The 20,524-nt window shown below is 64.3% G+C and carries 18 protein-coding genes and 1 pseudogene; 5 read left to right on the top strand and 14 right to left on the bottom strand.

All coding sequences use genetic code 11. From position 1 onward, the window contains the following. Positions 1 to 14: 14 nt before the first annotated feature. Together AC1D0N_RS17545 and AC1D0N_RS17540 are read right to left on the bottom strand one after the other, a co-directional pair. Positions 15 to 1,263 (bottom strand): annotated as a pseudogene (locus AC1D0N_RS17545) (NAD(P)/FAD-dependent oxidoreductase). 39 nt (positions 1,264 to 1,302) lie between these two features. Next, positions 1,303 to 2,196, bottom strand: coding sequence for a dihydrodipicolinate synthase family protein (locus tag AC1D0N_RS17540; RefSeq protein ID WP_477246027.1), 894 nt, complete (start codon positions 2,194 to 2,196; stop codon positions 1,303 to 1,305). A gap of 108 nt (positions 2,197 to 2,304) precedes the next feature. Here AC1D0N_RS17540 and AC1D0N_RS17535 point away from each other — a divergent pair, with 108 nt between their 5' ends. Further along, entirely contained in the window at positions 2,305 to 2,958 is a 654-nt protein-coding gene (locus AC1D0N_RS17535; RefSeq protein WP_477246612.1) for a GntR family transcriptional regulator, read from the top strand. 9 nt (positions 2,959 to 2,967) lie between these two features. Here AC1D0N_RS17535 and AC1D0N_RS17530 read toward each other — a convergent pair whose 3' ends face one another. Both AC1D0N_RS17530 and AC1D0N_RS17525 read right to left on the bottom strand, forming a co-directional pair. Then, positions 2,968 to 3,285: a hypothetical protein gene (locus tag AC1D0N_RS17530; RefSeq protein WP_477246026.1), complete on the bottom strand. Its 318-nt coding sequence runs from the start codon at positions 3,283 to 3,285 to the stop codon at positions 2,968 to 2,970. A 414-nt stretch (positions 3,286 to 3,699) separates the two neighbouring features. Continuing rightward, positions 3,700 to 5,196, bottom strand: coding sequence for a CoA-acylating methylmalonate-semialdehyde dehydrogenase (locus tag AC1D0N_RS17525; RefSeq protein ID WP_477246024.1), 1,497 nt, complete (start codon positions 5,194 to 5,196; stop codon positions 3,700 to 3,702). A 197-nt stretch (positions 5,197 to 5,393) separates the two neighbouring features. On the opposite strand from AC1D0N_RS17525, the gene AC1D0N_RS17520 reads away from it, so the two are divergent. The 3 genes from AC1D0N_RS17520 (at position 5,394) to AC1D0N_RS17510 (ending at position 9,028) form a co-directional block, all read left to right on the top strand. Continuing rightward, entirely contained in the window at positions 5,394 to 6,275 is an 882-nt protein-coding gene (locus AC1D0N_RS17520; protein WP_477246022.1) for a LysR family transcriptional regulator, read from the top strand. Between the two features lie 159 nt (positions 6,276 to 6,434). After that, a complete protein-coding gene (locus tag AC1D0N_RS17515; RefSeq protein WP_477246020.1) occupies positions 6,435 to 6,875 on the top strand; it encodes a hypothetical protein in 441 nt (146 codons plus the stop codon). Between the two features lie 14 nt (positions 6,876 to 6,889). Continuing rightward, complete coding sequence (locus AC1D0N_RS17510; RefSeq protein ID WP_477246018.1) at positions 6,890 to 9,028, top strand: phospholipase D-like domain-containing protein; 2,139 nt, start codon at positions 6,890 to 6,892, stop codon at positions 9,026 to 9,028. Here the strand turns inward: AC1D0N_RS17510 and AC1D0N_RS17505 are convergent, their stop codons facing one another. The 8 genes from AC1D0N_RS17505 to rsfS all read right to left on the bottom strand — a co-directional run bounded on the left by AC1D0N_RS17505 (position 9,029) and on the right by rsfS (position 17,274). Next, on the bottom strand, positions 9,029 to 10,285 hold the full coding sequence (locus AC1D0N_RS17505; RefSeq protein WP_477246016.1) for a D-amino acid dehydrogenase: 1,257 nt from the start codon (positions 10,283 to 10,285) through the stop codon (positions 9,029 to 9,031). Between the two features lie 105 nt (positions 10,286 to 10,390). Next, positions 10,391 to 11,542 (bottom strand): alanine racemase, encoded by a 1,152-nt coding sequence (gene alr, locus AC1D0N_RS17500; RefSeq protein WP_477246014.1) that lies wholly within the window; start codon positions 11,540 to 11,542, stop codon positions 10,391 to 10,393. A gap of 85 nt (positions 11,543 to 11,627) precedes the next feature. Next, positions 11,628 to 12,149, bottom strand: coding sequence for an RNA pyrophosphohydrolase (locus AC1D0N_RS17495; protein WP_477246013.1), 522 nt, complete (start codon positions 12,147 to 12,149; stop codon positions 11,628 to 11,630). Between the two features lie 156 nt (positions 12,150 to 12,305). Further along, the gene (locus AC1D0N_RS17490) at positions 12,306 to 13,484 is read right to left on the bottom strand and encodes a divergent polysaccharide deacetylase family protein (protein ID WP_477246011.1); all 1,179 of its coding nucleotides are present in this window, start codon (positions 13,482 to 13,484) and stop codon (positions 12,306 to 12,308) included. Positions 13,485 to 13,583: 99 nt separating this feature from the next. Then, positions 13,584 to 14,909 carry a S41 family peptidase gene (locus AC1D0N_RS17485; RefSeq protein WP_477246610.1) on the bottom strand — a complete coding sequence of 442 codons (1,326 nt, stop codon included), beginning with the start codon at positions 14,907 to 14,909 and terminating at the stop codon, positions 13,584 to 13,586. A gap of 1 nt (position 14,910) precedes the next feature. Further along, positions 14,911 to 16,254, bottom strand: a complete 1,344-nt coding sequence (locus AC1D0N_RS17480; RefSeq protein WP_477246010.1) for a murein hydrolase activator EnvC family protein — start codon at positions 16,252 to 16,254, stop codon at positions 14,911 to 14,913. A 125-nt stretch (positions 16,255 to 16,379) separates the two neighbouring features. After that, positions 16,380 to 16,862 carry a 23S rRNA (pseudouridine(1915)-N(3))-methyltransferase RlmH gene (rlmH, locus tag AC1D0N_RS17475; RefSeq protein WP_477246008.1) on the bottom strand — a complete coding sequence of 161 codons (483 nt, stop codon included), beginning with the start codon at positions 16,860 to 16,862 and terminating at the stop codon, positions 16,380 to 16,382. 34 nt (positions 16,863 to 16,896) lie between these two features. Then, positions 16,897 to 17,274: a ribosome silencing factor gene (gene rsfS, locus AC1D0N_RS17470; protein WP_477246006.1), complete on the bottom strand. Its 378-nt coding sequence runs from the start codon at positions 17,272 to 17,274 to the stop codon at positions 16,897 to 16,899. A 243-nt stretch (positions 17,275 to 17,517) separates the two neighbouring features. Between rsfS and AC1D0N_RS17465 the strand changes: the two genes are divergently transcribed. Then, positions 17,518 to 18,375, top strand: a complete 858-nt coding sequence (locus AC1D0N_RS17465; RefSeq protein WP_477246004.1) for a mechanosensitive ion channel family protein — start codon at positions 17,518 to 17,520, stop codon at positions 18,373 to 18,375. A 2-nt stretch (positions 18,376 to 18,377) separates the two neighbouring features. Here the strand turns inward: AC1D0N_RS17465 and AC1D0N_RS17460 are convergent, their stop codons facing one another. Next, the gene (locus AC1D0N_RS17460; RefSeq protein ID WP_477246002.1) at positions 18,378 to 19,667 is read right to left on the bottom strand and encodes an MFS transporter; all 1,290 of its coding nucleotides are present in this window, start codon (positions 19,665 to 19,667) and stop codon (positions 18,378 to 18,380) included. 76 nt (positions 19,668 to 19,743) lie between these two features. Beyond that, positions 19,744 to 20,514 (bottom strand): glycosyltransferase family 32 protein, encoded by a 771-nt coding sequence (locus AC1D0N_RS17455; protein ID WP_477246001.1) that lies wholly within the window; start codon positions 20,512 to 20,514, stop codon positions 19,744 to 19,746. Between the last annotated feature and the right edge of the window lie 10 nt (positions 20,515 to 20,524).

Below are 20,524 nucleotides of genomic sequence, written 5' to 3'. Positions count from 1 at the left end.
CGTCTCCTGGAAACTCAAAACCGCTGTGGACTGAAAGGGGCGAGATCGATCGGCTGAGTCTGCCCGAGAACGAGATCGCGGATCAAGCGGCCGGTAGCCGCCGACTGTCAGGCCGAGATGGCCGTGGCCGAAGGCATAGACGACAGACGGGCTGTTCCGAGCACCGCCGATGACCGGTAGCGAATCCGGCAGCGAGGGACGAAACCCCATCCATTCGCGGCCGCCTGAGGGATCGAGCCCCGGCAGGAAGGCTTTCGCCTTTCCCAGCAGCGCCTTCGAGCGGGCATAGTTGGGTGGCCGCTCGATGCCGCCGAGCTCGACCGCGCCGCCGACGCGCAGGCCGGTATCGAGCGGCGTGATGACGAAGCCATGGCCGGAGAAGATCAGCTGCCGCTTCACGTCGAAGGCGGTCTTCGGCAGCGTCGTGTTGTAACCGCGTTCGGTTTCGAGCGGGATGCGGTCGCCGAGATTTTTGGCCAGCAGATGCGACCAGGCGCCGGCGGCGATGACGAGGTGTTTTGCCTGCCGCGTCGTGCCATCGGCCAGCGTCAGCGTCGCGCCGTCCTGAGCCGCATCGATACGTTCGATCCGAACCTTTTCAAAACGCGCGCCCTTGCTCTGCGCATAGGCCCAGATGGCTTTGCCGAGCAATTTCGGGTCGGCGACGGTCTTCCATCCCGGCACGAACGTGGCCTTGATGAAGCGCGGTGACAGACCTGGCTGCAGCCGCGCCAGCTCTTCGCCATCGACATGGCGAAAGCTGATGCCGAAACGCTGCTTGGCCGCCCAGCCGGGCAGCGATGCCTTGAACTCGGCTTCGCTCTCATAGAGTTCGAGCGAGCCGTCCTCGTGCAGCATGTCTCCGGTACCGGAGCGCGCCATCAGCCCGGCCCATTCGGCTTCGGCGAGCCGCATCATCGCGACTTGTGCCGCGATGCTGCCCTCATAGCGATCACTGCGCCCGGCACGCCAGAAGCGGAACAGCCAGGGCAGGAGTTTTGGCAGATAGGCGGGCGGAATGCTGAGCGGCCCGAGCGGGTCGGCAAGCCATTTCGGCAGTTGCCTGATCATGCCCTTGTGGGCGAGCGGCAGCACGTCGGAAAAGGCAAAGGCAGCGGCATTGCCGGAGCTCGTCTCTTCGCAAATGCCCGTCCGGTCGAAGATCGTGACGTTGCGCCCTGCCTCAGTCAGAAAGGCAGCGGCGCAGATGCCGATGATGCCGCCACCAACGATGGCGACGTCGAGTGTAGCATGACCATTCATTGCCATGTGCCGCGCTGCATATCTGCTCTGACGGTCCCTTTAAAACTGCGGCAGATTCGGCCGCACCGCCAACGCGTCTTTGACGATCTTCTCGACCGCCTTGCGGCGTTCGCCCGAAAGCGGCTGGCGCGGCATGCGCACCCGGTCGTTGGTTTGAATCGCAAAAACTTCGGCGAGCTTGATGTTCTGCACCAGATAGGTCGACACGTCGAGGTCGAGCAACGGCCGGAACCAGCGGTAGATGGAAAGTGCCTCCTCGCGGCGGCCCTGCTTCATCAGCTGGTAGATGGCGACCGTCTCGCGCGGGAACGCCACGACCAGTCCGGCCACCCAGCCGATGGCGCCGACCGACAGCGCCTCGAACGCCAGATTGTCGACGCCGGTGAACAGATCGTAGCGGTCGCCGAAGCGGTTGATGATCTCGGTCGAGCGGCGGATGTCGTCGGAGGATTCCTTGATGGCGACAAAACGCTTGTCCGACGCCAGCTCCTCCATCTGGTCGACGGTGACGTCGACGCGGTAGGCAAGCCGGTTGGAGTAGATCATCACCGGCAGATCGCCGGCCTGAGCGACGGCGCGCAGTGCTGCGACCGTCTCTTCCTCATTGGTGTGGTAGATCGGGCTCGGCACCACCATCAACCCGTTGGCGCCCTCTTTCGCGGCGCGGCGTGCGATGCTTGCGGCCTCGCGGGTGCCGGCCTCGTTGACGGTGAGCAGCACCGGCTTCTTGCCGGCGATCTTCTGCGCCGTCTTCAGCACTTCGATCTTCTCGTCAGGCGACAGCATCGGTCCTTCGCCGAGCGAGCCGCAGACGATGATGCCGTCGCAGCCGGCCTCCATCTGCAGCGCAAAGCAGCGCTCCATCTCGGCATGGTCGAGGCGGTCGTCCGCGGTGAACTTGGTCGTGACGGCGGGGAAAACTCCGGTCCACATGGTCATCTCTCCATCTGATATATCAGTGATATATTTCAAGCGAAAGCCGCTGTCAATGCGGATTCCGTTGTGATATATCCAAAATATATCAGGAGATGACCCTTGGCATTGGTCGATGAAAGCCAAAGCGCAGAGCCGGTGGCGGCGAAAGCCTACCGCGTGCTCGAGCACATGATCGTGACGCTTGAACTGGCGCCCGCCAGCTTCGTCACCGAAGGCGCGTTGATCGAACGGCTCAAGCTCGGGCGCACGCCTGTGCGCGAAGCGATCCAGCGGCTGGCCTGGGAAGGCCTGCTGGATGTGCGGCCGCGCGCCGGTATTGCCATTGCCCCGCTGCATCCCGGCGACTGGCTGCGCGTTCTCGACGCCAGGCGCGGCATCGAAGTGGTGCTGGCCCGCTCGGCCGCCCGCTTCGTCACCCGCGAGGCAGCCGACCTGTTTCACGATGCGGCGCTTGCCATGCAGAAGGCGGTCATCTCCGGCAATGTGCTTGCCTTCATCCAGGCCGACAAGGCACTCGACGAGGCACTGGCGCTGGCCGCCGACAATCCGTTCGCTGCCCGGCTGGCCGCACCCTTGCAGACCCACAGCCGCCGCTTCTGGTTCCGCTACAAGGCCGACACCGGCCTCGCTGAGTCTGCCGAGCACCACGTCGCGCTGATCCGCTCGATCTTGGCCGGCGACGAAGAGGCCGCCGCCAAGGACGCCAAGCGCCTGATGGCGCTGCTGCGCGGCCATGCCGAGGCAGCTGCCACGCGCTGATCAGGCAGCTCAGTTCCCGTGCGCCATCGCGGTCACGGTGAGGGTATTCTCCCATCCCTCACCGATCGCGAGGATACAGCTTTGGCCGTTTACGTCGGTTATCAGCAGGGTCCATGTCCCACTTGCCGAGACATAGATTTCGACAACGGCAGCTTGCCCGACAACACCGTAGCCGATCTGCCTCTGTTGAAAGGCCTGCGCCAGTCCGGCGATAACATCACTGTGGCCGCCGCAGACGAGTTGTGCCTGAGCGGGCAGCGTCGACAGCGCCAACGCGGCGGCGATCGCGGCTATCCTGATCCATCGAAACGAAAATTTGTGTGCCATTTGGCACCTCCTTCGCCTTCACGTTCCGGCAAAGGGAGGCACATATAGGCAGCCTCAATATACCGGATCGTGCCAGGCCGGGTCCGACGTCTTCATCACGTCACTCCTTCTGGTTTCCGGTCTGTCGTCAGGGAGTTTATCACATCCCTGGATTCGATATGGTGAGGTCCCGATCCGAAAACAAGCACCATTGCCTTGCCGTCACCGGCGCCACCGCACAGGATTTTGTCACCGCATGACACGATCCAAACAACACGATGCCGTGCAAAAAAAGGGCGCGGCAAAAGCCGCGCCCTTGGCTCGATAAAATCCGACCTCAGTTCATCGTCGGAATGACAAACTCTGCACCATCTTTGATGCCTGCGCGCGCACCCGCAGCCGAAGGCGAGGACGCGCAAACAGGAAATCGTCCGGCTAGTTCATCGTCGGAATGACGAACTCCGCACCATCCTTGACGCCGGACGGCCAGCGCGACGTGACCGTCTTGGTCTTGGTGTAGAAGCGGAAGGCGTCCGGGCCGTGCTGGTTGAGGTCGCCGAAGGAGGAACCCTTCCAACCGCCGAAGGTGTAATAGGCGATCGGCACCGGGATCGGCACGTTGACGCCGACCATGCCGACCTGGACACGGCTTGCGAAGTCGCGCGCCGCGTCACCGTCGCGGGTGAAGATGGCGACGCCATTGCCCATTTCGTGGTCGTTGGCGAGCTTGATGGCGTTCTCATAGGTCGGTGCACGCACCACCGAGAGCACCGGCCCAAAGATCTCTTCCTTGTAGATGCGCATGTCTGATGTCACGTTGTCGAACAGGCAGCCGCCCATATAGTAGCCGTCTTCATAGCCCTGCATGGAGAAGCCGCGGCCGTCGACGACCAGCTTGGCGCCTTCCTTGACACCGATGTCGACATAACCCTTGACCCGCTCCAGCGCTTGCGCCGTCACCAGCGGGCCGAAATCGGCGGACGAATCCGTCGACGGGCCGACCTTCAGGCTTTCGACGCGCGGGATCAGCTTTTCCATCAGCCGGTTGGCGGTGTCGTTGCCGACCGGAACCGCCACCGAGATCGCCATGCAGCGTTCGCCGGCCGAGCCGTATCCGGCGCCGATCAGCGCGTCGACGGTCTGGTCCATGTCGGCGTCGGGCATGATGATCATGTGGTTCTTGGCGCCGCCGAAGCACTGCACGCGCTTGCCCGACGCGGTGCCGCGCGAATAGATGTACTGGGCGATCGGCGTCGAGCCGACGAAGCCGATGGCCTTGATATCAGGATCGTCGAGGATGGCGTCGACCACGTCCTTGTCGCCATTGACGACGTTGAGGATGCCCGCCGGCAGGCCGGCTTCGATGAACAGTTCGGCGATGCGCATCGGCACACCCGGGTCACGCTCGGAAGGCTTCAGGATGAAGGCGTTGCCGCAGGCAATGGCCGGCGCGATCTTCCACAGCGGGATCATGGCCGGGAAATTGAACGGGGTGATGCCGGCGACGACGCCGAGCGCCTGACGCATCGAATAGACGTCGATGCCGGGGCCGGCGCCATCGGTGAATTCGCCCTTCATCATATGCGGCGCGCCGATGCAGACTTCGACCACTTCGAGGCCGCGCTGAATGTCGCCCTTGGCGTCGGCGATGGTCTTGCCATGCTCGCGCGCCAGGATCTCGGCCAGCGAGTCGTATTCCTTGGCGACCAGTTCGAGGAACTTCATCAAGACGCGCACGCGCCGCTGCGGGTTGGTTGCCGCCCATTTGGGCTGGGCTTCCCTGGCATTGATGACCGCTGCGCGCAGTTCCGCCTGCGAAGCCAGCGCCACCGTGCCGCGCACAGTGCCGTCCATCGGCTGCATGACATCCTGCTTGCGGCCGCTGGTGCCGGCGACATGCTTGCCGCCGATGAAATGACCGTAGTCGATCATGATTTCTCTCCCTTTGTTGTGATGGGATTATTCAACGCCTTTGCGCGGTCGATGGCAACGCGAGCCAGAACGCAACCGTTGTGCGTAAAATAGATAGCGGTTGGTGTCTGTGCATTAATTGCCGCAAATGATAGGGTGCAGCATCGATTGCTGGAACCACACGTTGAGCCTTGACCGTTTTCACCGGGACCATTCCCATGAACTGGGATGACGTCCGCATCTTCCTCGCCGTGGCCCGTGCCGGCCAGATCCTTGGCGCCGCCAAGCGGCTGGAGCTCAACCACGCCACCGTCTCGCGCCGCATCGCCGCGCTCGAAGATGCGCTCAGGACGAAACTCTTTCGCCGGCTTACCACCGGTAGCGAGCTAACGCCGGCCGGCGAGCGCTTTCTCGACATCGCCGAGCGCATGGAGGGCGACATGATCGCCGCGCGCTCCACCGTTGCCGGCGAGGGCGACGATGTCTCCGGCACGGTGCGCATCGGCGCGCCGGACGGTTTTGGCGTCGCCTTTTTGGCCAAGCACCTCGGCCAGCTCACCGCGCTTCACCGCGAACTCACCATCCAGCTGGTGCCGGTGCCGCGCTCCTTCTCGCTGTCCAGGCGCGAGGCCGACATCGCCATCACCGTCGAGCGGCCAACGGAAGGCCGACTGGTGGCGGGGAAGCTGGTCGATTACACGCTCGGCCTGTTCGCCTCCCGCGCCTATGCCGAGGCGCATGGTCTGCCCAAAACAGCCGCCGAGCTTGGCCAGCACAATCTGATCGGCTACGTGCCGGACCTCATCGTCAGCCCCTCGCTCGACTATGCGGCCGAGTTCAGCGCCGACTGGCGCACCAGCTTTGCCATTTCCTCGGCACTCGGCCAGGCGGAAGCGGTGCGATCGGGGGCCGGCATCGGTATCCTGCACACCTTCGTCGCCCGCTCGATGCCGGAGTTGCTGCCGGTCGACATCGTCGCGCCCATCCGCCGCGCCTACTGGCTGGTCTATCACGAATCTGTCCGGCCGTTGCGCCGCGTCCAGATCGTTGCCAATTTCATCACCAAGGCGGTGGAGCGGGAACGCGGGCTATTCGTATAGGATCGGGGCGCGTCGGGGACGAACGTACCGTCCGTAGTGCAAACCAAGCCGCCTTGCCCTTGCCACAAAATCGGCCAGTGTGGCATCAGGTGCAGGCGTTCTCGATCACGTGGCCAAAGCGCTGGGTGGGGACATTTTCGGAAATTGGCGCGGATAGACATGCGAGCCGTTCTTGCCATCCTGCCGCTGCTTTTCGTCTCGGCCTGCGCCAACCCGTGGACGAAGGTGCCGGAAGCGGAATTGCCCAAGCCGATCCGCACGGCTATGGCACGCCCCTCGCCTTTCGTCTTCGGCAATTACTGCGGCCCCGGCACCCGCACCGGCGACCTCTCGGCTCGACCGGTCGATCGTCTCGATAGCGCTTGCCAAACCCATGACGCCTGCTACATCGCCCGTCACAACCATTGCGATTGCGACAGCGCCCTCATCGCCTCGGCCAAGGCGATCCGCGATGACAAGACGGCGCCAAAAAAGATGCGCAGCAAGGCAGAGCTTTTGATCGCCACCTTCGCGCTCCCCGTCTGCAAGGTCTTTCCGCAAGGCTTCATGCCCCCGCGTGATCCCGCCCAGTTGAAGGAATTGAACGAGGCAGCGGGTTGAACCGGGCCGCGTGCATGGCCCTGTTCGGACTGGCGTTTACCGCGCTTGCCGGCTGCGCCGGACCGCTTCGCAATGGCTGCGATTTCTTCCCCAACGGAAATGATTGCACGAGACCGTCGCTGTCGGCGGGTGCATCAGGACCACAAATCGCGGCCACCCAGTTTTTCGGCGACGCCGGCACCAGCGACTACGAAAAGCAGTTCCTGGCGCTGCTCGCCCACAACCAGATCGGCGCCATCGACCGCACCAATGGCACCGGCCCTTTCGGCCATGATCGTCACGCCATCGCCAACAGCGATTTCCAGGCGACCTATCGGGCGCTGGAACAATTGGCAAAGCCGGTCGCCACGGCGCAGGTACCGCCGGCGAGCGGCAAGGCCAGCGACGGCCGTTTCGACGGTCGCTGGCGGGTGTCGCGGCAGACGCTCTATATCGACGCCGCTGCCCGGCCTTCTCAGGCCAAGACTTTCAGCTTCTCCGGCCTGCAGGCGCGCTCGGTCGAAATCTTGCTGCGCCAGGCGGGGCAGCAACCCGTCGACATCGGCGGCACGTGTGATGGTGCTCTGGCGCTCCGCGCCGGCGGCCATTCGCGCACCGTCGCCAGGGGCGAGGCATTTCGTTTCCACCTGTCCGGGGACGGTGTCGCCGTCAGCCTGTTTCCAAGCGACGGCCTGAACCGCTGCGATCTGCAAATCCGCTCCAGCCTTGCGCTGGCCGGCGCGCCGCTGACCATCCTGCGCGAAGAAATCGCCGACCCGGCGCTGGCCGCCTTCGACAGCCGCTACCAACGCTGTCCGGTCCCCGATCCGGCCGGCCTCGAAGAACTCGACCGCGTTTTCTACGCCAGCCGCTGGCTGTCGCAGACCTGCTCGCTGCCGATCGGACAGCCGCGCCTGCTGCGCAAGTCGCGCGAGGGCTTCAACGCCAAGGTCGAAGCGCTGATGGGCGCGGCCTTGCCCGACAGCGCCTTCGACAAGGGCGATCCCGAACTGCCGCTCGATTTCTCGCACGCGCCCAAACTCAGGCTGATCTATCTGTCGTCGCTGGAGTTCAAGGCGGACTTTTCCGGCCGCATCATCGAGCGGCTGATCCGCCATCACGCCGCGCTCGGCACCAAGGTGCGCATCATGGTCACCGACGTGCTGGAGCGCGACAAGGACGACGCCATGCTGCATCGGCTGGCGGCCGAATTCCCCAATGTCGAGCTGCAGGAATACCGCTGGCGGCCAGACCACGGCGCGCCGATCGACGAGCAGCTGTCGCAATTCCACAAGACCCACCACGTCAAGATGCTGGCGACGCTAGCGCAGGATCCCGGCCGCTCCCGCGTCATCATCGGCGGCCGCAACATCCATGACGGCTTCCTGTTCCACCAGCCTGTCGACCTGTCGCGCTACCCGAACCTCCAGCAATATGGCCGGACCGACGGGCTGTCGCTGAACTACTATTCGAACTGGAGCGACTTCGACATCGAGATATCGGACCGGGCCACGGTCGAGACGCTCGCCGCGCATCTGTCGACGCTGTGGCTGCGCGACGCCGACACCAACATTATCAGGCCCTTCTCCATTCCGGTGCGCTCAGGCGGCCAGCGTCCGCCGGGCGCGGCGCGGCATTTCATCTCCGTGCCTTACGAAGACGGGCATGCGCTGGAGGCGTATTTCGTCGAACTGATCGACACCGCCGAGCGCCGTATCGAGATCGTCAATCCCTATCTCAACCTGACGCCGAAGCTGGCTCTGGCCTTCGACCGGGCGCTGGCCCGCGGCGTCAGGATCGACATTGTCGGCCGCATCGACCTAAAGGGCGACATCGGCGGCAAGTTCCTGACAGCGCTCAACAAGCTGTTCGTCGAGAAATATGGCGACCGCATCAACATCCGCGAATTCAAGGCGCCGGATGTCGTGCTGCATTCCAAGATCATGATGATCGACGAAAGACTGGTGGCGATCTCGTCCGTCAACCTCAACAACCGCAGCTTCTTCCACGATTCGGAGAACGGCATGATGGTGCTCGATCCCGCCTTCTATGCCAGGATGCAGCCGATCTACGACGACTATGTCGCTCATTCCAACCCGGTGTCGACGAAAGTGACGATCCCGTGGGCCTACCGCCTGCTGTTCGGCAAAGGCTGGGCGAAGGAAGCGTTCTAGCTACTTGACGTACCGTTCCGGCCCGAGGTCGCGCACATTGATGTCCGGCACCCGGCTGGAGATGATGTCGGCCAGAACCTTGGCCGAGCCGCAGGCCATGGTCCAGCCGAGCGTGCCGTGGCCGGTGTTGAGATAGAGGTTGGAAAATTCGGTGCGGCCGATCAGCGGCGGCCCGTCCGGCGTCATCGGCCTCAGCCCGCACCAGAACGTCGCCGCCTTGAGGTCGCCGCCCTCCGGAAACAGGTCGCCGACCGAGTGCTCGAGCGTGCGGCGCCGCGATTCGTGCAGCCTGAGATCGAAGCCTGAAATTTCTGCCGTGCCGCCGACGCGGATGCGGTCGCCAAGCCTCGTGATCGCCACCTTGTAGGTTTCGTCCATGATCGTGGATTCGGGCGCGGCGGCCGCATCCTTGATCGGCACGGTGATCGAATAACCTTTGACCGGATAGACCGGGATCGGACGTTTCAGCTGGCGCATGAATTTCGCCGAATAGCTGCCCATCGCCATCACATAGGCGTCGGCCACCCGCCAGCCCTTGTCGGTGGCGATGTTGGTGATGCGGTTGCGGTTCTTGACGACACGTCTGATCGTCGTGCCGTATTCAAAGGTGACGCCGCGCGCCACGCACAGCTCCGCCAGACGGTCGGTGAACATCTTGCAATCGCCGGTTTCGTCGCCCGGCAGCCTGAGCCCGCCGACGAACTTTTCGCGCACGCCGGCCAGTGCCGGCTCCGCCGCGATGCAGCCATCGGGATCGAGCACCTCGTAGGGAACGCTATACGTCTTCAGCACCTCGATGTCGCCGGCCGTGCCGTCGAGCTGCTCTTGCGTGCGGAAAAGCTGCAGCGTTCCCTCGGCCCGCGCGTCATAGGCAATGCCGGTCGTCTCGCGCAGCGCCTTCAGCGTGTCGCGGCTGTATTCGGCCAGCGGCACCATGCGCGCCTTGTTCACCGCGTAGCGTTCCGCCGTGCAGTTGCGCAGCATCTTGAGCAGCCAGACCCACATATGCGGATCGAAGGCCGGCCGCACCACCAGCGGACCATGCTTCATCAGCAGCCATTTGATCGCTTTCAGCGGGATGCCGGGTCCCGCCCAGGGCGAGGCGTAGCCGGGCGACACCTCGCCGGCATTGGCAAAGCTGGTTTCCAGCGCCGGGCCTTTCTGGCGGTCGATGACCGTCACTTCGTGGCCGGCCTCGGCGAGAAAATAGGCGGTGGTGACCCCGATCACGCCGCCGCCCAACACCAGGATCTTCATCGCACCATTCTCCACGACGACGTCTCGTCTGGGCTTGAAGCCCAGACCGTCGCTTTCTGTCTGCCGGATTTTGCAGCGTCCGCCAAGTGCTTGCGTGCTCTGCCGCTATCCGTTCACGTAGCGGCGATGGAAGCGGGAGCCGAGGCTGGTCAGGATTTCATAACCGATGGTGCCGGCATGACCGGCGGCATCGTCGACGCTCTGCGACGGACCCAGGAGTTCGACGAGGTCACCTTCCGCAAGCTTGCCCGCCGGCAGTGCGGAAATGTCGAGGATGATCGAGTCCATCGACACGCGTCCGAGGAACGGCAAGCGCACGCCTTCGAACCAGGCGGCGGAAGCCGCGCGACGGTGCCAGCCATCGGCATAGCCAAGTGAAATTGTCGCCGCGCTCAATGGACCCGTTGCATGAAACGTGTGGCCGTAGCCGACGCCGGCTCCCTTTTCGAGTCGCCGCGTCTGCACGACCTTGGCCTGCAGCCGCACCACCGGCAGCATCGGGTTCGGTTCGCCCGGCGTTGGATTGATGCCGTAGAGCGCCGCCCCCGGGCGGGCGAGGTCGAAATGAAAGGCCGACCCCAGGAAGATGCCGGAGGAATTGGCGAGCGAGGCGGGAGCCTCGGGCAGCACCTTTCGCAGGCGTTCGAAGACCAGCCATTGCCGCTCGTTGGCCGGATGCTCCGGCTCGTCGGCGCAAGCGAGATGGCTCATGACAAGGGTAACGGCGATGCCGTCGAAGGCATGCGGATCAGCAGCAATCGCTTCCACTTCCGCAGGTGCCATGCCGAGCCGCGACATGCCGCTGTCGACCTGGATGGCGGCTGGCAGTTTCCTGCCGGCCTGTCGGCCGGCTTCACCCCATGCTTTGAGCTGGCCAGCGCTGTTGATGACGGGAACAAGGTCCGCCGCAACCCCCTCTGGTTCCGAGCAGGGCGGGAGGCCGTTGAGGACATGGATCACTGGTTGGGGTCCGAGAGCCTTGCGCAGCGCCAGACCCTCGGCCAGAAGCGCGACGAAGAAGATCGTGCAGCCTTCTTCTGCCAGCGCCCGTGCGACTGGCGCCGCGCCCAGACCATAGCCGTCGGCCTTGACGACACCGGCGCACCGCACGCCGCCCAGTTGCGCCTTCAATCGCCGGTAGTTTTCCTTGATGGCGCCAAGGTCGATGGTCAGAATCGCGCCGGCCGCCGCTTCGCTGACCGGCTCGCCGGCAGTGTCGACAGGTTCGGGGAAAGACCCTTTGGCGGCGTTGCTCATGCCAGCCCCTTGTTGCGCCAACCCATCAATAGGGCCGCCGCGCGGGCGCGGCAACCATGGCCGCTGCACTCGCTGCCGGCGGCAGCTACGCCACCAGATGCCGGAACGCCGCCACCACGTCCTCATAGACCTTGCGCTTGAACGGCACGATCAGCCCGGGCAGGTCCTGCATTGGCCGCCAGGCCCATTTGTCGAACTCGGCCGTATGCCCGCCCGGCGGCGGATTGATCTGGATTTCGCTTGCCTCGCCGTGAAAGCGGAAGGCAAACCATTTTTGCGTCTGGCCGCGAAAGCGTCCCTTGAAGGCGATACCGACCAGGTCGGGCGGCAGGTCGTAGTTGATCCAGTGCGGCGCTTCGGCCAGCAGCGAGACCGAGCGCATGCCGGTTTCTTCGTAGAGTTCGCGCTCCGCCGCCTGCAGCGGCTCCTCGCCCTTGTCGATGCCGCCTTGCGGCATCTGCCAGAGCTGCGTTGTGCCGGCGAATTCGCTGTCCGGTTCGGCAATGCGATGGCCGACCCAGACCAGGCCGTCACCATTGAGGATCATCAGCCCGACGCAGGGACGATAGGGCAGCGTTTCGGGGTCGACACGTTTCTTCTTCGACATCGGGTCAGATTTCCAGCCGTTTTGAGAATTCGCTCCGGCGAGGCAGGTGGCGAGCGGTTTCGAGAACCGGAGCGGAGCGTACTTAAAGTACGTGAGCACCGGAAGCGCAGAAAACGCCGCCAGATGCCCGCCGGAGTAGAATTATCAAAACGGCTGTCAGCCTTTTTCCGGGTCAATGGCCACCGCCGAGATCGGCACGATCTCGATGCCGCGCTTCTTGGCCTCGATCACCCAGGACGAAACCGTGTCGACGGTCAGGTCGAAGGCCGAGCCGATGCCGACGGCAGAGCCTTTGGCCCGCGCGGTGGCTTCCAGCGCGTCGAGCGCTTTGAGAATCGCGCCGCGATCCTGTACAGCGTCGATCGCCGTGTCGCCGGCGACGAACGGCACGCCGTCCTTCAACGCCAGGTCGGGCGCCAGGCTGCGTGCCGACGAGCCGTCGTCGACATAGGCCAGGCCGCGTCTGCCGAGCTCGGCCATGAACGGCCCCATCGCTGTCGCGTCGGCCGAAAAGCGCGCGCCCATATAGTTCATGACGCCGGTATAGTTGGTCGTGCGCGACAGCGCCCAGCGCAAACTCTTCAAATTCTCATCCGGCGTCGCGGAAACCGTCAGCGTGTTGCGGCCGGGATTGACGTTGGGATAGTCGAACGGCTCCAACGGCACCTGCAGGACGATCTCATGGCCGCCCTGCCGCGCCGCCTGCATCCAGCGGCCGATGCTGTTGCCTTGCGGCGCGAAAGCCAGCGTCACCTCGGCCGGCAGCTTGGCAATCGCCGCCTGCGTGCCGGTCTGCGACACGGCCAGCCCGCCAATGACGATCGCCACGCGGGCACCGCGCGCGCCGGACCATGGTCGCGCATAGACATCGAACGGCCGCCTTCCGTCGGCGGCACGGATCGGCAACGGTCCGGTGTCGCTGGGCTCGATCAGCGCCTTGTCTGGAATATGCGCGATCTTCAGGTTCTGGCCGAGCGTCGACGGGTCGTGGATGACGATGGCCGCCTTGGGCGGACCATCGCCCTCTTCCGTTTGCACATGGATGATCTGCGGCCCGCCCGTCTTGGCCGGCGCGTCCACCTTCGGCGCCGCCGGTGCAGCGACCGGCGCTGCTGCAGGCTCTGCCGCGGCCGTCACTTTCGGCGTCGAAACGGTGGCTGCTTCCGGTTTGCGGAACGGCTTTTCGCGCAGTGCGATCGCGCCGGAGATGCCGACCACCGCCAGCACGGCAAGCGTGGCCGCAACCGCACCGCTGCTGATGCTGCGGGCCACGCGCGGCGGCCGGGCGGCGGTCTGTCCGAGCGGGCGTTCGATATCCTTTACGATGTCTGCCAAGCAGCATCCCCGAATCAAACTGCCGGAACCTCACGGTCCCGGCAGCATTGCATTGCTTCGATCAGCCGGCCAGAGCTGCTTGCCCGGCCGGGTCGATCCTTACTGGTTGAGCACAGCCTTCTCCGGATTCGGCGGGAATGCCGGATCGGTCTTCTGGCCGCGCAACAGCTGCTCGGCATAGATGAGCTGCAGATCGTCTTTCGGATCCGGCGGCACATAGGCAGCCGAGCCCGAACCGGTATCGCTCTCATCGGCGCCTTTGATGTGGCCCTTGAGGTCCGATTCGCCACGGGTCAGGTCCCTGCCCTGCAATTCCGGCGGCAGCGGCTGGTCGACCTTGATGTCGGGCGTGATGCCCTTGCCCTGGATCGACTTGCCGGACGGCGTGTAGTAGAGCGCCGTCGTCAGACGCAGCGCACCGTTCTCGCCAAGCGGGATGATGGTCTGCACCGAACCCTTGCCGAAGGACTGCGTGCCGACCACGGTGGCGCGGCGCAGGTCCTGCAGCGCGCCGGCAACGATTTCCGAGGCACTGGCCGAGCCGCCATTGACGAGCACGATCAGCGGCTTGGCGCCGATGTCGTCGCCCGGCCTTGCGTCGAAGCGGGTGACGTCCTTGGGATCGCGGCCGCGGGTCGAGACGATCTCGCCACGGTCGAGGAAGGCGTCGGACACGCTCACAGCCTGGTCGAGCAGGCCGCCCGGGTTGAGCCTGAGATCGAGCACATAGCCCTTGAGCTTGTCGTTCGGCACCTGCTTCTTGATGGTGTCGATGGCGTTCTCGAGGTCGTCATAGGTCTTTTCGGTGAACGAGGTGATCTTCATGTAGCCGACGTCGTTTTCGACCCGGAACTTGACCGCCTTGACCTTGATGATGTCACGCACGACCGTCAGCTCGATCGGCTTGTCGGCGCCCTGGCGCAGGATCGTCAGCTTGATCGGCGTGTTGACCAGGCCGCGCATCTTCTCGACCGCGTCGTTCAGCGTCAGGCCGCGAACCTCTTCGCCATCGATCTTGGCGATATAATCGCCGGCCAGCACGCCAGCCTTGGCGGCCGGTGTGTCGTCGATCGGCGTGATCACCTTGACCAGGTCGTTCTCCATGGTGACCTCGATGCCGAGGCCGCCGAACTCACCCTTGGTCTGCACGCGCATGTCCTGCGCCTGCTCGGCGTTCATGTAGGACGAGTGCGGATCAAGCGAGGCGAGCATGCCGTTGATTGCGTTTTCGACCAGCGACTTGTCATCCGGCGGCGTCACATACTGCGCCCGAACACGCTCGAAGATGTCGCCGAAGATCGCCAGTTGCTTGTAGGTTTCGGAGCCCGCAGCGTTCGCCGTCGAGCCAGGCGCGCCGTAGACCAGGCTCATCGCTGATGCGCCCATCAGCGCACCGGCAAACAGAAGCGACAGTTTCCGCATAATTTCACGTCCTTCCAGAAAAACGGTCCGCCCACCATGGGGTCGGATCGACGGGTTTTCCATCCTTGCGGAACTCGACATAGAGTTCCGGCGTGGCATTTCCATTCTTCGAGGCCGAGGTGCTTGCCACCCGGGCCTCTCCCATCGCGCCGACCGGCTCTCCTGCGAGCACCGACTGGCCAGACGCGACGCTGATTCTGCTCATCCCCGCCAGAACGACATGATAGCCGTCACCTGCGTTCAGGATCAAGAGTTGACCATAGGAGCGAAAGGGCCCCGCATAAAGCACATTTCCGTCCGCCGGTGCGGTGACGATGGCTCCCGATTGTGTCGCAACCATGTCGCCAAGCATCACTGCGCCGTTACCGTCGTCGGCCCCGAAGCGCCGCTTGATCTTGCCGGTGACCGGCAGCGCGACCTGCCCCTGGAGCGCCGAAAACGGCGCCGTGGCGGTCAGCTGATTGCCTTCCGGCACCGGCAGCGACGCCAGTTCCGTTGACGCGGTTGTGCCTGCGTCCGCCTTGTCGGCGTCAGCCGCCTTCTGCTCGCCGGCCTTAACCGCATCCGCCGCCTTGCGGCTCTTGTCGGCCTCGAGCGAGGCGATCAGCTCCTTCAGGCTGCCGGCCTTGGCCGCAAGTGCCTGGGATCGCTGCTTTTCGGCCACCATCGCCGTCCAGGTGTCCGCTTCGAGCTTCTGCTTGGCCTCAAGCAGCATGCTGAGCCGCTTCTTTTCAGCCGCCTGCTCGCTGACCGCCGCGGTCAACCGTGCCCGCTCGGCTTCGATCGAGGCGGTCACCCGCGATTGTTCCTTGAGGTCGGCCAGCAAGCTGTCGGTCTGCTGGCGCAGTTCCGGCACCACCGCGCCGAGCAGGATGGCGCTGCGCACCGAAGACAGCGCGTCCTCGGGCTTGACCAGGATCGCCGGCGGCGGATTGAGCCCCATGCGCTGCAGCGCGCCCAGCACCTCAGCCAGGACGTCGCGCCGCGCCATGAGCGAAGTGCGGAGCTTCTGCTCCTGCCCCTTCAGCCCCTCCAGCTTGGCGCCGATGTCCTCGATGTCCTGGCCGAGCTTCTGCTCGGTCATCGCCGACTGGATCAGCGCCGCGGTGATCGAGGCATGGTCCTTCTTGACCGCCGCGATGTCGGCGGCAAGCTTGCCCAACCGCTCAGACGACAGCGTGATCTCTTTCGAGACCTGCTCGTACTCGGCCCGGCTCTGATCGGGATCGGGCGCCATGTCCAGCGTGTTCTGCGCCCGCACGGCGCCCAGCGAAAGCGCAACCGCCGCCGCAGCGATGCCGCAGCGCGCGCGCCAGGAGCTCGTTCTTGATTTCCAGTCTTCAGACATTGAAGCCCGACTCTATGCGCGGCTTCGTTAACGAACAATCAACCATGTTCGAAAGGTCCACCAGCTCAGCGCAATCTGGCTGCGCATTGGGGCGGAAATCCGGGCGGGTCGGCCAATTCGCAGGATTACGAGCGGTGATAGGGATGCCCCGAAAGAATGGTGGCGGCCCTGTACAGCTGTTCTCCCAACATCACACGCACCAATTGATGCGGCCAGGTCAGCGCGCCGAACGACACCATCAATTCCGCCTGATCGCGCAGCGATTGATCGTGGCCGTCGGCGCCGCCAATGGCCATGACCAGCCCCTTGCGGCCGCCATCGCGCAACAGGCCGATGCGCCCGGCGAAATCCTCGGATGACAGGTTTTTGCCACGCTCGTCGAGCAGGATCAGCGCACTGCCTTGCTGCAAGAGCGTCTGCAGCTTCTGGCCTTCCTCGCGGCGACGCTCATTGGCGGTCTGGGCGCGGCCTTCGGCAATCTCGACAACACCTGAGAATTCGAACCCCACCGCCGGGCCGCTCTTGGCGAAGCGTTCGAAATAACGGTCGGCGAGTTGCTTCTCGGGGCCGGCTTTCATTCGGCCCACGGCATGAACGGTAATCTTCATCCTCGCCTCGAAAAGCAGCTAATACAAAAGCTGCTCAGTGGAGGGTCTCTTCCTCGAGATCCGGCGCCTGCCACATCTTTTCAAGATTGTAGAAGTCGCGGACTTCGGGGCGGAAGACATGGACGATGATGTCGCCCGAATCGATCAGGACCCAGTCGGCACCGGCCAGTCCCTCGACGCGCGCCATGCCGAGACCGGCATCCTTGAGCGCCTTGAGCAGATGGTCGGCGACAGCCGAGACATGACGGTGCGATCGGCCCGACGCAACGACCATGTAGTCGCCGAGGCTCGATTTCCCCTGAATGTCGATTGAGACGATGTTTTCGGCCTTGGAGTCTTCCAGACTGGCAAGGACTGTCTTGATGGCGCGGGACACGGCGTCGTTTACGCTGATCCCGGCCGGCGAAGGCACGATGTCGGCCTTCTTCCGCAGTGCTGTTCTCAGTGTATTTCCTTTCGCAGCAAGAACAACCAAATCACCCTTCAAAGCAGGTGACACCACTTAGATAGGCAGAGTTCCGTTGCAGTTTCAAGACGGCAGGCTCCGCCATCGCAAACGCAGGGCCCGTATTGCGGTTCCGCGCCCCCGACAAAAATGGGAACCCGGACGCCTTGCGAGGGTTATCGACTTGCCGACCAACACGGATTCCCAATCATGCCAATCGACCCCCAGAACACCCTTCTCACGGTGCAAGCAGGCCTTGCGCAACTCAGCACGCTGATCGTTTCCTATTCCTTCTCGGCCGTCGGAGCCATAATCCTGCTGGTCGTCGGCTACGTCATCGCCGGGCTCGCCGAACGATCGATCTTCGCCGGCCTCGGCCACATCCATGGCTTCGACGCAACCTTGCGCCACTTCTTCTCGAAGATCGTCCGCTACGCCATCCTGATCCTCGTCGTCATCATGGTGCTTGGCCAGTTCGGCGTGCAGACAGCGTCGATCATTGCCGCCATCGGCGCCATCGGCCTCGCCATCGGTCTGGCCCTGCAAGGCACGTTGCAGAACATCGCCGCCGGCATCATGCTGCTGGCGTTGCGGCCCTTCCGCATCGGCGAATATGTCGAAGTCGGCGCCATTTCCGGCATCATCGAGGAAATAGGGCTGTTCGCCACCCGGCTGCGGACCGTCGACGGCGTCTACATGCTTGCGCCCAATTCGACGCTCTGGAACCAGCCGGTTCGCAATTATACGCGCAATGGCGTTCGCCGCGGCGACATAACGCTGACCATCGGCTCCTGGAACGACATCGATCTTGCCCAAAAGACGATGCTGGCCACCGCCGCTGCCGAACGGCGCGCCAGGCGCGAGCCGGCGCCAATAGCCTTTGTCGCCACCGTCGGTGACAGCACCGTCGCCATCACCTTGCGCTACTGGACCTCGTCAGCCGATTTCTTCGCCACCCAGATCGATCTCACCAAACGCGCCAAGCAATCCTTCGATGCCGAAGGGATTTCGGTGCCCGCGCCCCCGCCGGAAGCGCCGTATCAAGAACCCTCGACCACAAGGCAATAGGACTAGTTATCCGTGCGGCGCGGCTCTTCGCCCGCGAAGGCGAGTTCCACCGGCAGCGGCGCCTGCGCCGTCATCGGCGCGAAGCTGCCGGTCTCAGTGGCGGGAACCGCCCGCGTGGTGGCCACCCGCCACAGCACGAACAGGCAAAAGCCGGTGGCAATGACGATCGCCACGTAGATGAAGGCCTGCGTGCCGTAGACGGCCGAAAGCGCTGTCACGATACCGGGCACGACAAACCCCGACAGCGACCAGGCAAACAAAAGCGAACTGGACAGCGCCACCATGTCGTCCTTGCCGGCGCGGTCCGCGGCATGCGCGCTGGCCAGCGAGTAGATCGATTCCGAGGCGCCGTCCCAGACGATATAGATGACGATCAGGGCCGCCAGCGCGCCGCCATCGAAACCGAGGGCGAACGCTCCCGCACCGGCGGCAAGTGCCGAGGCGGCGATTAGCACATAGCGGCGGTCGGTGCGATCGGAAATCCAGCCGAGCGGAATCTGTAGGATCAGCGTGCCGACCGGCATGGCCGAAAGCAGCAGCGCCACATCGGCCTGGCTGTAGCCCTTGGCCGTGGCATGGATCGGCGCGAAGCCGGCAATCGCCATCGACAGGCCGCCGACGGCCAGCATGCCGGCAACACCGACCGGCGAGATCCGCCAGGCCCGAAGCAGCGCTACCGATGCCGCCCGCGGCGCTGGCGGCTGTGCGAGCCGCGTCATGCCGACGGGAAGGATCGACAGCGCCGTGAAGGCGATGCCGACCAGCGGTGCCTCCGCCGTATTGATGTCGACCAGCGCCAGCGTCCCATAGCCAACACCAAGCCCGGCGACATAGGCGACGTAGAAGAACGCCATCACCCTGCCGCGTATGGCGTTGGCGACGGCGTCGTTCAGCCAGCTCTGCGCCACAATGAAAAGGCCGCAGATCGAGAAGCCATAAAGAGCCCGCGCTGCAATCCAGACGGTCGGATGCGTCCCGGCGCCGACAGCGGCGTTGGAGAGCGCGATCAGCGCCGACAGCACCATGAAGGCGCGGGCGTGGCCGACCCTTCTGACCAGCGGTCCGGTCAGGATGCAGCCGGCGAGACCTCCCGCCGAAAGCCCGGTGATGATCAACCCGGCCCAGGTCGGATCGAAACCCTCGGCGCCGAGCCGCACCGGAATATAGGCGAACATCAGCCCGTTGCCGACGGCGATCAGCGCCATCGACACGACGACGCTGGCAATGGCGATCAGCGGCGCCGACGGCTTGCCTTGCTCCGGATCGATTGTGGCGCGGTCCTTCTCCAGCATTCATGCACCATCGCCCACCGCACGGCGAAAAGCCGCCGCAAAAGCGACATCGCCGGACGGCCAGCAGCGCGGATCCTCACATGGCCAGAATTTCGCCCAGCGGCGAGGTCGGCGGCACATCGGCGAGCGAGAGTTTGCGCAGCGACCCATGCCAGAGGTGGATGGCCAAAGTGTCGGGCCTGATCAGGTCTACGAGAGACCGTTGCGGATCGAGCAGGGTGCCCTGTCCCTCGATGTTGGTGTAGAAAACATCCAGCGGCGAGGCTTCGGCCAAGAGGCCGTGCTTGCGCACCAGATGGGTCAGCAAAGGCGGTCCAAGCGAGGCATGCGGCAGATTCTCGAACCCCTTCATCAGTCCGAACGCCCGCCGGGCGCCGAAGCGCAAGCGCTTGGTCCATGAAAACCATTCCGGAAGCCGCTCGGGATGATCCACCATCTCGGCGAGATCGCCCAAGATCGGCGAACCGACAGGCAGGCTCAGCACCGCATTGTTGATGCGGGTCTGGCTCTCCCAGCCGAACATGTAGGGACGGCGCGGCAAAGGCCGCACGCAATACATGTCGCAGTCGACATAGATCTCGGCCCCGCTGGCAAGCAGCTTGTAGCGAAAAATGTCGGCGAACAGCGAGTAGCTGCCGTTGCGGTGGACGACAACGCGCTCCCGCGGCAGAATCTTTGACGCATCCGCGAGTTCGACGCCCGCCGGTGCATCCGTCGGGTCGTCATAAACATGCAGCACCGTCCGGTGGCCAATCCTGACGAAGGATTTCAGGCAGGCGACATGCATCGACCCGAGCGGCCCGCCGATCCAGACGGCATGAACCGCAGGCAGGTCCTGATCGATCATGGCCCCGAAC

This window comes from Mesorhizobium sp. P2_E10, assembly GCF_056404235.1.
This window is presented reverse-complemented; position numbering and strand designations above follow the sequence as displayed.

What these genes read in the sequence shown, in the direction of transcription:
- AC1D0N_RS17540 (WP_477246027.1), bottom strand. Translation starts at nt 2,196, where the DNA reads ATGTGGACCGGAGTTTTCCCCGCCGTCACGACCAAGTTCACCGCGGAC.
- AC1D0N_RS17530 (WP_477246026.1), bottom strand. Translation starts at nt 3,285, where the DNA reads ATGGCACACAAATTTTCGTTTCGATGGATCAGGATAGCCGCGATCGCC.
- AC1D0N_RS17525 (WP_477246024.1), bottom strand. Translation starts at nt 5,196, where the DNA reads ATGATCGACTACGGTCATTTCATCGGCGGCAAGCATGTCGCCGGCACC.
- AC1D0N_RS17520 (WP_477246022.1), top strand. Translation starts at nt 5,394, where the DNA reads ATGAACTGGGATGACGTCCGCATCTTCCTCGCCGTGGCCCGTGCCGGC.
- AC1D0N_RS17515 (WP_477246020.1), top strand. Translation starts at nt 6,435, where the DNA reads ATGCGAGCCGTTCTTGCCATCCTGCCGCTGCTTTTCGTCTCGGCCTGC.
- AC1D0N_RS17510 (WP_477246018.1), top strand. Translation starts at nt 6,890, where the DNA reads ATGGCCCTGTTCGGACTGGCGTTTACCGCGCTTGCCGGCTGCGCCGGA.
- AC1D0N_RS17505 (WP_477246016.1), bottom strand. Translation starts at nt 10,285, where the DNA reads ATGAAGATCCTGGTGTTGGGCGGCGGCGTGATCGGGGTCACCACCGCC.
- alr (WP_477246014.1), bottom strand. Translation starts at nt 11,542, where the DNA reads ATGAGCAACGCCGCCAAAGGGTCTTTCCCCGAACCTGTCGACACTGCC.
- AC1D0N_RS17495 (WP_477246013.1), bottom strand. Translation starts at nt 12,149, where the DNA reads ATGTCGAAGAAGAAACGTGTCGACCCCGAAACGCTGCCCTATCGTCCC.
- AC1D0N_RS17480 (WP_477246010.1), bottom strand. Translation starts at nt 16,254, where the DNA reads ATGTCTGAAGACTGGAAATCAAGAACGAGCTCCTGGCGCGCGCGCTGC.
- rlmH (WP_477246008.1), bottom strand. Translation starts at nt 16,862, where the DNA reads ATGAAGATTACCGTTCATGCCGTGGGCCGAATGAAAGCCGGCCCCGAG.
- AC1D0N_RS17465 (WP_477246004.1), top strand. Translation starts at nt 17,518, where the DNA reads ATGCCAATCGACCCCCAGAACACCCTTCTCACGGTGCAAGCAGGCCTT.
- AC1D0N_RS17460 (WP_477246002.1), bottom strand. Translation starts at nt 19,667, where the DNA reads ATGCTGGAGAAGGACCGCGCCACAATCGATCCGGAGCAAGGCAAGCCG.
- AC1D0N_RS17455 (WP_477246001.1), bottom strand. Translation starts at nt 20,514, where the DNA reads ATGATCGATCAGGACCTGCCTGCGGTTCATGCCGTCTGGATCGGCGGG.